Origin of the sequence: Micromonospora sp. RL09-050-HVF-A (assembly GCF_019374995.1) — a bacterium.
Classification (GTDB): Bacteria; Actinomycetota; Actinomycetes; order Mycobacteriales; family Micromonosporaceae; genus Micromonospora; species Micromonospora antibiotica.
This window is the reverse complement of sequence record NZ_JAGKQP010000002.1, coordinates 1,449,811-1,462,830: the sequence shown is the minus strand read 5'-3', so window position 1 is coordinate 1,462,830 and position 13,020 is coordinate 1,449,811. Positions and strand designations below refer to the sequence as shown.

9 protein-coding genes are annotated in these 13,020 nt (G+C 72.7%); all 9 read left to right on the top strand.

Going from position 1 to position 13,020, the window contains the following annotated elements; genetic code table 11:
- Positions 1–58: 58 nt before the first annotated feature.
- The 9 genes from J7462_RS06755 (at position 59) to J7462_RS06710 (ending at position 12,999) form a co-directional block, all read left to right on the top strand.
- Positions 59–529: a hypothetical protein gene (locus J7462_RS06755; RefSeq protein WP_219462752.1), complete on the top strand. Its 471-nt coding sequence runs from the start codon at positions 59–61 to the stop codon at positions 527–529.
- Positions 530–572: 43 nt separating this feature from the next.
- Positions 573–1,103 (top strand): TlpA disulfide reductase family protein, encoded by a 531-nt coding sequence (locus J7462_RS31915; protein ID WP_255598258.1) that lies wholly within the window; start codon positions 573–575, stop codon positions 1,101–1,103.
- 466 nt (positions 1,104–1,569) lie between these two features.
- Positions 1,570–2,691 (top strand): sugar phosphate isomerase/epimerase, encoded by a 1,122-nt coding sequence (locus J7462_RS06740; protein WP_308290788.1) that lies wholly within the window; start codon positions 1,570–1,572, stop codon positions 2,689–2,691.
- A gap of 443 nt (positions 2,692–3,134) precedes the next feature.
- The gene (locus J7462_RS06735; protein WP_219462747.1) at positions 3,135–6,353 is read left to right on the top strand and encodes a ThuA domain-containing protein; all 3,219 of its coding nucleotides are present in this window, start codon (positions 3,135–3,137) and stop codon (positions 6,351–6,353) included.
- Between the two features lie 305 nt (positions 6,354–6,658).
- Positions 6,659–7,885 carry a glycosyltransferase family 4 protein gene (locus J7462_RS06730; RefSeq protein ID WP_219462741.1) on the top strand — a complete coding sequence of 409 codons (1,227 nt, stop codon included), beginning with the start codon at positions 6,659–6,661 and terminating at the stop codon, positions 7,883–7,885.
- A 64-nt stretch (positions 7,886–7,949) separates the two neighbouring features.
- Positions 7,950–9,449 carry an O-antigen ligase gene (locus J7462_RS33195; RefSeq protein WP_219462740.1) on the top strand — a complete coding sequence of 500 codons (1,500 nt, stop codon included), beginning with the start codon at positions 7,950–7,952 and terminating at the stop codon, positions 9,447–9,449.
- A gap of 11 nt (positions 9,450–9,460) precedes the next feature.
- The gene (locus J7462_RS06720; protein ID WP_219462739.1) at positions 9,461–10,537 is read left to right on the top strand and encodes a Wzz/FepE/Etk N-terminal domain-containing protein; all 1,077 of its coding nucleotides are present in this window, start codon (positions 9,461–9,463) and stop codon (positions 10,535–10,537) included.
- A gap of 6 nt (positions 10,538–10,543) precedes the next feature.
- On the top strand, positions 10,544–12,157 hold the full coding sequence (locus J7462_RS06715; protein WP_219462738.1) for a flippase: 1,614 nt from the start codon (positions 10,544–10,546) through the stop codon (positions 12,155–12,157).
- A complete protein-coding gene (locus J7462_RS06710; protein WP_219462735.1) occupies positions 12,154–12,999 on the top strand; it encodes a sulfotransferase in 846 nt (281 codons plus the stop codon). Before J7462_RS06715 ends, J7462_RS06710 begins: the two co-directional genes overlap by 4 nt.
- Positions 13,000–13,020 lie beyond the last annotated feature (21 nt).

The window sequence follows — 13,020 nt, the reverse complement described above, 5'->3', positions numbered from 1 at the left end:
TCGGGTCCGGGACGGCACACGCCGCCCCGGGCCCGACGCACGGGTGGGAGGAGACGACGTGCGGCTGTCCACGGGTGCCCGGCGCGGCACCGGCGCGCTGCTGACCCTGCTGTCGGCCGGGGCGACGCTGCTGGCCGGGGCGACCGGCTGTGCCGGCACCGACGGCGGACCGGAGGCGGTCACCCCGACCACCGTCCGGGTCCTGGTCCGTGACATCAACATCCGGGCCGAGGGTGTGGACTGCGCCGGCACCGGGCCGTACCTCTACTTCCACCACCGGGCGCCGTTCCGGGTGCTCGACCCCGACGGGGCGGCCCTGGTCACCGGGACCCTGCCGGCGGGCACGGCGGTGGCCGCGTTCGCCGAGGACCTCGAGGTGGAACGGGTGCCGACCTACTGCGAGTTCGCGGTACCGGTGCAGGTGCCGCAGCGGGCCGGGTACCGGCTGGAGGTGGCCGGCCGGCCCGCGCTGGAGCTGACCCCGGACAGCAGCGAGGGGCCGGCGCTGGTGGCGGTGGTGCCGGCATGAGGCGGCTGCTCGCGGCGCTGCTGGCGGTGCTGGTGCTGGCCGGCTGCTCCGCCGGGCCGACCGGGGAGACCGCGCCGGTGCTCGCCGGGGGCGCGTCCACGTTGCCCGGTCCGGTCCCCGCCGACCTGGCGTTGCGCCCGCCCCCCGGCACCGCCCCGGCCGCCCCGCGTTCACCGGTGCGCTCACCGACGGCACCCCGCTCACCGCCGCCGGGCTGTGGGCGGACCGGCCGGTGGTGTTCACCTTCTTCAGTTCCTGGTGCACCACCTGCGTCGCCCGGCAGGACGCGCTGAGCGAGCTGGCCCGCCGCCACCGGGACCGGGTGGTCTTCGTCGGGGTGGCCGGCGCGGACCAGGCCGACGAGTTGCAGGACTACCTGCGTACGCACCGGGTGGAGTACCCGGTCGTGGTCGACGAGCAGCAGACCGTCTGGCGGTCGTACGCGGTGCGGGAGCCACCGGCCGTCGTGCTGGTCGCCAAGGGCGGTGCGTTGCTGCGGGGCTGGCCGGGCGGGTTGGACGCGGCGGCGCTGGAGCAGCGGTTGGAGGAGCTGGTGCTGGCCGGTTCCGGATAACGGGCCGGGTCACCCGCTCGGGGGAGTGGCACGCCGGCCGGTGCCGCAGCGGTCCACGGCGACGCGTCGGGCACGGTGTCGAGGCGCGTCGGGCACGGTGTCGATTCGATGGTGGGGTCGACACCGTGCCCCGCGCCGTGTCCGCCTGCCCGCCTCCCGGGGCGCCGTCGCTGTTCGCGCTGGTGGGGGTCGGGGAATCGACCGGGGAGCCGGGTCTGGGCGGCCGTTCGGGCAGGGTCTCCGACCGTCGAGAACTTTTGTTTAGACGTGCAAAAGTTTCTCCGTTCGAGGTCTATCTTTAGCCGTCAGCCACCGTTAGTGTCCGGTTCACGGACGTAACACGGCTGACATCCCCCCTTGATCGACCAGTCATCCACCGGGCCACGCGTATTCGGCGGCGCAGGTCCTTACCGACCCTCCCAGCAGGACTCGCACGTCTCCGTGGCCGCAGGGCCACCCTCGAAAGGTGGAAATTGTGAACGAGGAACAACGCCGTTTGGCCGCCGACCCGCAGTACCGTGCCCAGGTCACCCGTCGTCGGCTGCTCGCCGCGTCGGCCGGCGCCGCCGCCGTCCTCGGCGCGGCCGGACTGCCGGTGCTCCAGACCAAGGGCCCGGCCCGCGCGGACGGCAAGTGGCGGGTCGACCCGCTCATCCCGACGCAGAACCGCGGCATCATCCTCTACAGCGTCCGGGACCGGATCTCCGCCGCCCCCGACGACAGCGGCGTGCCCTACGGCTTCGAGCGGGTGCTCGCCAGCCTGGCCGAGATGGGCTACAAGGAGATCGAGTTCGCCGGCTACAACCAGCACACCTCGATCCTGGGCCGGCAGATCACCCCGACCGAGATCCGCAAGATCCTGGACGACAACGGCCTCGTCGCCAACGGCACCCACACGTCGATCAACGCGGCCACCTTCCAGCAGCAGCTCGACATCGCCGAGGAACTCGGCATGAAGAACATCGGCACCGGCAGCGACCCGACCAACAGCGCCTACCAGGCCGACTGGGACGCCGCCGCCGACCTGTGGAACGAGCTGGGCCGGCAGGCCAAGGAACGCAAGATGCGTCTCTACACCCACAACCACGACGTGGCCTACTCGTTCCTGCTCGACAGCGGCCCGCTGGACGCCAACGGCAAGCCGACCCGCTCCTCCGGCGTGCGCCGGCTGGAGTACTTCTTCGCCAAGACCGACCCGAAGTACGTCTACTTCGAGTGCGACATCTACTGGGCGTACGTGGCCCGGTTCAAGCACACCAAGTACACCAACTCCGCCGGCCAGCAGAAGACCTCGCTGTTCGACCCGATCCTCAACGTGGCCCGGCGTACCAAGCGGTTCCCGCTGTTCCACGCCAAGGACGGCAACCGCAACAGCACGCTGGCCAACGGCTACGAGATGATCCCGCTCGGTGAGGGCGACATCAACTTCCAGCAGTTCTTCGAGACCATCGGCGAGTCCGAGTTCCACCACGCCAACTGGGAGATGGACACCGCCCCCGGCGGTGCCGCCAACCCGGGCCAGTCGCTGGACTTCGCCCGGCTCAGCTACGCCAACATGGCCGACCTGACCATCTACCGCAACGACTGACCGCCCCCGACGGCCGGTTACCGGCCGCAGCTGGGCACCGACCGGCGGTTCGCACCACCGTCGGCGGCTCCCGGGTGGCGGTCGCGTCCCCTGACGCGACCGCCACCGCCCGGACGCCGTCGCTTTCCGACCGCCACGCCCCGACCCCGCCCCGGCAGACCCGGGCAGGATGTCGGCACGGTCCCCGGGCGGTACGCCCCCGCAGGCCCCGCCCGCCACCACGTCACCTCTTCCGACCCGTACCCCGGGCCGCGATGCCCCGTGCCCGCAGCACGGGCCGCGCCCCCGGACCGTGCGGCAGCTCACCGGTCGGCGAACCACCCCGGGGCAGGGACGGCGTCGTCCCGCCCCACCGGAGAGCCAGGCGCAGCACCACGACACCCCGGGTGGCCCCGGCACCCGCCCGGAGCAGGTAGCACATCGTCCCCCACCGGAGGAACCAGATGGCAAGATCGGTACACCGATGGCTCGCCGCGATCGCAGGGGTCGGGATCGTCGTCCCGCTCGCCGCGACCGCCCCGGCGTTGGCCCAGCCGGCCCAGGACCAGACAAGCGTCCTGGTGTTCACCAAGACCGACGGTGAGCGTCACCCGTCGATCGACAAGGGCGTCAACGCGATCCGCACCCTGGGCAACGGCAACGGCTTCACCGTCGACGTCACCCAGAACGCGACCGCCTTCTCCGACGACAACCTGGCCAGCTACGGCGCGGTCGTCTTCCTCAACACCACGGGCGACGTGCTCAACGGCGGCCAGGAGGCGGCCTTCGAGCGCTACATCCGCAACGGTGGTGGCTACCTCGGCGTGCATGCCGCGGTCGAGGCCGAACCATCGTGGACGTTCTACCGCGACATCGTCGGCACCACCGTGGCCGGTACGGCGTCGAGCGGGTCGGCGACCATCGACGTGGCCGACCGGGCGCACCCGGCGAGCAAGCCGCTCGCCCGGCAGCTCACCCTCAACGACCAGTGGTACAACTTCACCACCAACGTCCGGGGCACCGCGCACGTGTTGGCCACGGTGGACGAGAAGTCCTTCACCGGCGGCACCATGGGCTTCGACCACCCGATCTCCTGGTGCAAGGACTTCCAGGGCGGCCGGTCGTTCTACACCGGACTCGGCGACTCCGCCGACACGTACGCCAACGGGGCGTTCCGCAAGCACCTGCTCGGCGCGATCCAGTGGTCGGCCGGCATGGTCCAGGGCGACTGCGGTGCGACGGTCAAGGCCAACTACGAGAAGGTCATCCTCAACGACGAGCCGGGCGAGCCGATGACCCTGTCGGTGCTGCCCGACGGCCGGGTGCTGCACAACACCCGGGCCGGCGAGATCCGGCTCTACGACCCGAAGACCGGCGCGAGCCCGGTCATCACCACCCTCCCGGTGTACCAGCACGACGAGGACGGCCTCCAGTCGGTCACCGTCGGCCCGGACTTCGCCACCGACAAGTGGGTCTACGTCTACTACGCGCCGAAGCTCGACACCCCCATCACCGACGCGCCGGTGACCAGCACCGACCCGAGCGCGTGGGACGCCTACAAGGGACACAACCAGCTCTCCCGGTTCAAGTGGGTGGAGGAGCCGACCCCGCACCTGGACCTGGCCAGCGAGCAGAAGATCATGAAGGTCGACACCGACCGGGGCGTCTGCTGCCACGTCGCCGGTGAGATCAAGTTCGACGGCAAGGGGCTGCTCTACCTGGTCACCGGCGACGACACCAACGCCGGCGGCTCGGACGGCTTCACCCCGATCAACGAGTCGCCTACCCAGGGGCCGGGCTACGACGCGCAGCGTTCCGCCGGCAACACCAACGACCTGCGGGGCAAGGTGCTGCGGATCAAGGTGAAGGCGGACGGGTCGTACAGCGTCCCGGCCGGCAACCTCTTCCCCGAGGCCGAGGACCGCGACGACAAGACCCGCCCGGAGATCTTCCTGATGGGCCTGCGCAACCCGTTCCGCTTCGACGTGGACTCGCGGGGCTTCGTCTACATCGGTGACTACTCGCCGGACTCGCAGGTGCCGAACGCGGCCCGGGGGCCGGAGGGCACCGGGCGGTGGATCGCCGCCAACAAGGCAGGCAACTACGGCTGGCCGTACTGCTACTCGCCGACCCTGCCGTACATCGACTACGACTTCGTCACCAAGCAGTCCAAGGGTGCGTTCAACTGCGCCGCACCGGTGAACGACTCGCCGCGCAACACCGGCCGTCGGGTCCTCCCGCCGGTGCAGGACCCGCAGCTCAACTACACCTTCCGGGCCACCACCACCTGCGCCGAGGCGTACCTGAGCACCCCGCCCGGCACCTGTGAGTTCCAGTGGCCGGTGCTCGGCACCGGGGGCGTCGGCCCGATGGGCGGCCCGGTCTACAAGTACGACGCGGCGCTGGCCTCCGAGACCAAGTTCCCGGAGTACTACAACGACGCGGTGGTCTTCGGGGAGTTCACCCGGGACAAGATCTACATGATGCGCACCAACGGCAGCGGCAAGCTGGTCGGGGTGGAGCAGTTCCTGCCGGGCTTCGTCTTCGACAACCCGATGGACATGGAGTTCGGCCCGGACGGCAGCCTCTACCTGCTGGAGTACGGCGACGGCTTCTTCCGGGCCAACCCGGACGCCGCGCTGTCGGTGATCCGCTACGCCAAGGGCACCCGGGCGCCGGTGGCCGAACTGAAGGCCAGCCCCACCTCGGGTGCGGCACCGCTGACCGTGCAGTTCTCCGCCGAGGGCTCCTACGACGCGGACCCGGGCGAGACCATCACCTACGCCTGGGACTTCGACGGCAACGGCAGCACCGACTCGACCCAGCGGGACGCGTCGCACACCTACACCACCGTCGGGGTGTTCACCGCCAAGCTGACGGTCACCGACACCAGCGGCAAGACGGCGGTGCTCACCCGCGAGATCACCGTGGGCAACACCGCGCCCACCGTGAAGGTCACCTCGCCGCTGTCCGGCACGTTCTTCAACTGGGGTGACACCGTGCCGTGGACGGTCACCGTGACCGACCCCGAGGACGGCCCGATCGACTGCAGCCGGGTCACGGTCTCGTTCGTGCTCGGCCACGACACCCACGGCCACGGCATGAGCGACGCCAACGGCTGCTCCGGCTCGTTCGAGACCCCGGCCGACGGCGCCGACCACGCCGGTGGCTACCTGTACGGCGCGATCAGCGCCACCTACACCGACAAGGGCGCCAACGGCCAGCCGGCGCTGTCCTCGCTCGACCAGATCGTCCTGCAGACCTTCCGGCAGCAGGCCGAGTTCGCCCAGGTCCAGCAGGGCGTCACCCTGGCCAACACCACCGACGCCGGTGGCGGCCAGCACGTGGCCGGCATCGACAGCGGTGACCACATCGCGCTCGACCCGATCAACCTGGGCGGGATCGACAAGATCACCTTCCGGTACGCCGGTGGCTCCACGGCCACCGTCGGAACCCCGCGCGGCATCGTCGAGCTGCGGCTCGACTCGCCGACCGGTGCGCTGGTGACCAGCGCGACGCTCAACGCGACCACCGGCACCAGCGCCTGGGCCAGCCAGACCTTCCCGGTCAGCCAGGCCGCCGGCACCCACGCGCTCTACCTGGTCTTCAAGCCCGTCTCCGGCGGACCCACGACCAGCCTGTTCAACCTCAACTGGGTGGAGTTCGGCGGCCCGACCTCCTGACGTCACCCTCCGGTCGCCGGGAGGACGGAGACTCCGTCCTCCCGGCGTCGTATCGGCACCGGGCGGTCACCGGCGGTCGACCGGCCGGACACCGGTGGTGTCCGACCTGGCCGGACACCACCGGTGTCCGGCCAGGTCTGACTGACCGGCCAGTGGCCGGCCGATCGTCGATGATCTAGCGTCCCGTGCGCCGGGGACAGCGCCACCAACCCGGTGAGGAGCAGAAACGAGGGGGGACAGTGCCGTTGCGTGACGAAGCCGCCGATCGGGGAGAGCAACTCCGCCCCGACCGTTCGGGGCCGACCGTGACCTGCCCGCCGGGCTGGCGTCCGCTGCGGGTGGCGATGATCGGCCAGAAGGGCGTGCCGGCCACCTACGGGGGGATCGAACGGCACGTGGAGGAGATGGCCAGCCGGCTGGCCGGGCTCGGCCACGAGATCACCGTCTACTGCCGGGACAGCTACGGCGCGGTGGAGACGACCCGGCACCGGGGCATCCGGTTGCGGCGGGCCCGCACCGTGCCCAGCAAGCACCTCGACGCCATCGTGCACTCGGCCACCTCGACCCTGGCGGCGCTGACCGAGCGCCCCGACATCGTGCACTACCACGGTCTCGGCCCGGTGCTGACCGCGCCGCTGGCCCGCTATGCCTCCCGGGCCCGGGTGGTGCTCACCGTGCACGGGCTGGACAACCAGCGCGACAAGTGGGGCCGGGCGGCGCGGGCGGTGCTCGGCACCGCGTACCGGCTCAGCGGACACCTGCCGGACGCCCGGGTGACCGTGTCGCAGGGGCTGGCGGCGCACTACACCAGCAGGTTCGGCCGGCCGGCCCGCTACATCCCCAACGGGGTGGCCACCCCCACCCACCGGCCGCCCCGGGAGCTGTCCCGGTTCGGCCTGCGCCCCGGTGGCTACCTGCTGCTGGTCGGTCGGCTCGTCCCGGAGAAGGCCGCCGACCTGCTCGTCCGGGCGTTCCGGCGGCTGCCGACCGACCTGCGGCTGGCCATCGTCGGCGGTTCGTCCTTCACCGACGAGTACGTCGCCGGGCTGCGGCAGGCCGCCGGTGACGACCCGCGCATCGTGTTCACCGACTTCGTCTACGGCGACGTGCTCGCCGAGCTGTACTCGCACGCGGCGGCCTTCGTGCAGCCGTCCCGCCTGGAGGGGCTGCCGCTGACCCTGCTGGAGGCAGCCTCGTACGGGTTGCCGGTGGTGGCCAGCGACATCGAACCCCACCGTGAGGTGTTGGCCCACGACGGCCCCGGGCACCGGCTGTTCCGTGACGGCGACGCCGACGACCTGCTGCGGGCGTTGGCCACGGTGACCGCCGACGTACCGGCCGAACGGGCCGGTGCCGCGCTGCTGCGTGACCGGGTCCTGGCCGAGTACAGCTGGGACGCGGCAGCCCGCGAGCTGGAAAAACTCTACTTCTCGCTGGCCCTGCGCGCCCCCCGTCCCGAGGAACCGGACGTTGGGTCGCCCACGGCCGACGTAACGGCCCATGTCCCCCGATCGCGTCGCCCGTTAGATTAGGCCGTTCTCCCGGCCGTCGGCGGCGACCGGCAACAGTTCCCTGGAAACGAGTGGTCGGCGAGCGGTGGACGGACAGCGACACGGCACGGAGGGCGACCTCGGCCTGCCCGGGGGGCGACCCCGCCGGTGGTCCGCCGGTGACCGGACCACCCGCCTGCTGACCGGCGGCGCGGCGCTGCTCTGCGCCGTGGTGGCGGTCGGCGCCGGGCTGGCCGCGACCGGGGGCGGCCGGATCGCCGCCGTGCTGCCCCTGGTGATCCTCGCCGGGCTGGCCGTCGGCGCGCTCGCGCTGACCCGCTTCTCGGCGTACGTGCTGCTGATGCTGGCGGTCCGGTCCTGCGTCGACCTGTTCAAGCTCAGCGGCCCGACGGCCGGCCGGGCCGACGGTGCCGGGGCGACCCGCACGATGGACCCCTCGACGATCCTCGCGGTGCTGTTCCTGCTCGCCGCCGGCCTCTGGCTCGCCGCCCAACTGCGGCAGCACGGCCGGCTGCGCGGCTCCCCGCTCGGCGTGGCGATGCTGCTGGTCGGGGCAACCTGCCTGGTCAGCGCCGTCGGTGCCGCCCAGCCGGTGCCCAGCGCCCTGGAGGCGCTGCGGATCGGCACCGTGGTGGTGATGTTCGTCGTCCTGGAACAGCTCATGCCGGACCTGCCGGCGGTCCGCCGGGTGCTGCTCGCCGCCTACGTCTCGCTGGCGCTGGCGGTCGGCTACACCGTCGTGCTGTCCCTGCTCGGCCACCCACCGGCAGAGGTCAAGGGAGACTTCACCCGGATCAGCGGCCCGTTCAGCCAGTCCACCACGTTCGGCCGCTACCTCATGTTCATGGTGATCTTCGGGTTCGGCATCCACCGCTACCTGAGCCGCCGACTGCGCCTCGGCCTCGGCGTGCTGCTCGCCGCGTCGCTGCTGTTCCTGCTGCTCACCAACACCCGTAGCGCCATCCTGGGTGCGGGGCTGGGCCTGCTGGTGGTCGCGGTGCTGCACCGCAGCCGGCGGATGCTGGTGGCGCTCTGCCTGGTCACGGTGGCCGGGGTGGCCCTGCTGCCGAGCGTGGCGCACCGCTTCGGGCAACTCGCCGACAGCAGCGCCGTGGGCGGCGGCCCGACCGGCAACACCCTCGCCTGGCGGGTCGGCTACTGGTCGGAGATCGTGTCGCTGGCCAACCGCAACCCGGTCACCGGGATCGGCCCCAACATGACGAAGTTCGAGGCCGACGAGGCGAAGAAGCCGCACAACGACTTCCTGCGCGCGTACGTGGAGACCGGGCTGGCCGGGCTGCTGGCGTACCTGGCGATGATGGCGCTGTGCCTGCACACCGGGCTCAACGCGCTGCGCCGGGCCCCACCGGGCACGCTCGGCCGGGGCATCGCGATCGGCTTCCTGGGCTGCGCGGTCGCCTTCGTCGCGGTCAGCGCCGCGTCCAACGTGATCTCGAACGTGGTCACCCTGTGGTATTTCGCGGCGTTCGCCGCGGCAGCCGGCGCGGTCGCCCGCGGGCTACCGGACGACCTGTCCCGGCCGGCGACGCCCCGACCGGTGACGACCGGCCGGACCAACCGATGAAGGATCAAGCAGTGGGGAGCACCAGGGTGGAGATCGTCGACTATCTGCGGGTCGCGCGGCGTCGACTCTGGCTGCTGGTGGGCATTCCGCTGGTCGCCGGGGCGGCAGCCGCGTCGATCGTCCTGCTCGGCCCGCAGCAGTACGCCGCCACCTCCTACGTCGCCGCGCCCGCCCTGGTCGGCGGTAGCGCCGCCCAGCAGTACACCGGCACCCAGGCCGCCAACCAGTTCGCGGCGGCCTTCGCCGCGGCGGTCACCTCCCCGCAGGTGGTCGACCAGGTGGCCGCCGACACCGGGGTCCCCGCCGACGCGCTGCGCGACGGCCTGGCGGTCAAGCAGGTCGGCGCGAGCAGCCAGCTCACCGTGACCTACACCGCCGACGACCGGTCCACGGTCGCCCCGGTGCTCACCGCCACCGGCAAGCGCGCGCTGGCGTTCCTGTTCACCAGCCAGGTCAACATCGCCACCGACGAGGTGAAGGCGGCCACCGACGAGCTGACCGGCGCCACCCGGGCGATCAACGACTGGGAGAAGACCAACAAGGTCAGCCAGCCGGACAAGCTCTACCAGTCGACGCTGCAGGAGATCGCCAGCCTGCGGCAGCAGCAGTTGCAGATGCAGGCGGTCGGCAACAGCCGGGGCGCCGACGCCGCCGCCGACTCGATCAGCGCCGGGCAGAAGCGGCTCGACGAACTCGGCCCCAAGCTGCCCGACTACCAGGCGTTGATCGCCCAGCGGGACAGCGCCACCAGTGCGCTGGCCTCGGCCCGGCAGGGCCTGCAACAGGCCCGCGCCCAGTCTCAGGCGGCCGACCCCGACAAGGTGACCAGCGTCGGCGAGGCGCAGCCGGTGTCCCGGATGAAGGCGCTGGTCGCGCTGGTGCTCCCGGTGTCCGGTGCCGGCCTGCTGCTGGCCGTGCTGCTGGTGGCGGTGCTGGAGTGGCTGGCGCGCAGCCGTCGGGCCGGACAGCCGGCGGCCGTCGGCCGGGCCACCCCGGCCCCGACCGGTGGGCGGCGCAGCAGTGACGACACGGTGGTGCTGCCGGCGGTGACGGCGACCGTGCCCGAGCAGCACTCCCGCCGCCGGTAGGCCGGGGTGACCGAAGCGTCCACCCGGGGCGACCAGCACGTGCGGGGGATGGCCCGGGGCGGCGGTCTCAACCTGCTCGGTGCCCTGCTCAGCCAGGCGGCGGTCTTCCTGGTCATGCTGCTGCTGGCCCGGGTGCTGGGCATCCGGGAGGTCGGCCGGTACGCCCAGTGCTACGCGGTGCTGTCGCTGGCCGGGCTGCTGTCGCTGTCCGGGTTCCGGGCCGGGCTGACCCGGTTCGTGGCGGTGCACCTGGCCGACGACGACGCCCCGGCACTGCGCGGCACCGTCCGGTTGGGGCTGGCCGTCTCCGCCGGCTCGTCGGTCGTCCTCGCCGGGGCCCTGGCCTGGGGGGCACCGTGGCTCGCCGACCGGCTCCACGACCCGGGACTGGTCACCGGCCTACGACTGGTCGCGCTGACCCTGCCCGCGTCGACGATCTGTGAGGCGGCGCTGGCGGCGACCCGGGGCTGGCGCACCCAGCGGCCGTACACCTTCATCGGCCAGCTCTACGAGCCGGGCACCCGGCTGCTGCTCACCGTGCTCGCCCTGGTCACCGGGGCCGGGTTGACCGGGGCGTTCTGGGCGCTGGTGGTGGCCGGCTGGTCGGCCGCCCTGCTCGCCCTGCTGTCGCTGGCCCGGCTGGTGCGCCGGGTGCCGCCGGCCCGCCCGGTGCACCGGCCGGGGGAGCTGTTCCGCTTCTCCACGGTCAGTTGGGTGTCGTCGCTGTCGTCGACCGGGCTGATCTGGGTCGACACCCTGCTGCTCGGCTTCTTCGCCAACCCGGAGATCGGCGTCTACAACGTCGCGACCCGGCTGGTCACCGTGGCCATCTTCGTCCTCGCGCCGGTCAACGCGGCGTTCGGCCCGTACCTCGCGCACCTCTACCACCGGGGGGACCTCGACGACGTCCGCCGGGTCTACGCGGTGGCCACCGGCTGGGTGGTCCGGTTGTCGCTGCCGGCGTTCGTGGCGCTGCTGGTCCTCCCCGGTGACCTGCTGCGCGTCTTCGGCGGCGAGGTCGCCACCGGTGCGGCGGTGACCGTGATCCTCGCCCTCGGCCAGCTCGTCAACGCGGCCACCGGGCCGTGCGGCACGGTGTTGAACATGTCCGGCCGGGTGGCGCTGAACATGGCCGACAACCTGGTCGCCCTGGTGCTCAACGTGCTGCTCAACCTGTGGCTCATCCCCGCGTACGGGATCGTCGGCGCGGCGGCGGCGTGGAGCGCCTCGCTGATCGTGGTCAACATCGCCCGGGTGGTGCAGGTCCGCCACCTGACCGGCGCGTTGCCGTTCACCGTCGGGATGGCCAAGGGGCTCGCCGCCGGGGTGGTCGCGCTGGCCGCCGGGCTGCTGGTGCGCTGGCTGGTGCCGGGCTGGCCGTGGCGGCCGTTCGTCGGCCTGACCACGATCGTCGCCGTCTACCTGGGGACCGTGCTGGCGCTGGGGCTCAGCCGGGAGGATCTGATGGTGCTGCGCACCCTGGCCCGCCGCCGTCGCGGCGACCCGCCCGACACCGCCGCCGGGGACGTCCCGGGCGGCGTCCCGTCCGACGACGGTCCGCCCCCCTCCGGGGTGGGCGAGGGTGGCCGGGACACCTCCGACCGGGCGGTGTCGCGGTGAGCGCGGGGCCGCGCCGGGTCGCCGTGGACCGGCTCCGTCGGGTGGTACGCGGCACCCGCGCCTGGGCGCGGGCGGCGCGGCCCGGCCGGGTCGGCGTACTGCCCGACTTCCTGATCATCGGCGGGCAGCGGTGCGGCACCACCTCGCTGCACCACTACCTCGCCGCGCATCCCGACGTGCGGGCCGCCACCGGCAAGGAACTCCAGTTCTTCAGCCTGCACTTCGGGCGGGGGACCCGCTGGTACCGGGCGCACTTCCCGCCGGCCGCCCCGGGCCGGCGCAGCTTCGAGGCCAGCCCCTACTACCTGTTCCACCCCAGCGTGCCGGCCCGGGTGGCGGCGACGCTGCCCGAGGCCCGGTTCGTGGCGCTGCTGCGCGACCCGGTCGAGCGGGCCTACTCGCACTACCTGCACACCCGCTCGTACGGGCTGGAGCCGTTGGGCTTCGCCGAGGCGCTCGCCGCCGAGTCGGGGCGGCTGGCCGGGGCGCTGGCCGACGGGCCGGACACCCCGGCGGCCCACCACGCGCTGCGCAACTTCTCCTACGCCGCCCGGGGCCGCTACGCCGAACAGCTCGACCGCTGGTACGCCCACCTGCCCGCCGACCGGCTGCACGTGATCCGCAGCGAGGACCTGTACGCCGACCCGGCGGCCACCTATGCGGGCGTGCTGCGGTTCCTCGGGCTGGCCCCGTTCACCCCGGCGGAGTTCGCCCGGCACACCCGCCGGGCGGACACCGGCCCGTCCCAGCTCACCCCGGCGTTACGGGCCGAGCTGGCCGCCGGGTTCGCCCCGCACAACGCCCGCCTCGCCGAGCTGCTCGGCTGGCCCCGTACCTGGTGAGCGAGCGGGCCACGCCCCGTC

What these genes read in the sequence shown, in the direction of transcription:
- J7462_RS06735 (WP_219462747.1), top strand. Translation starts at nt 3,135, where the DNA reads ATGGCAAGATCGGTACACCGATGGCTCGCCGCGATCGCAGGGGTCGGG.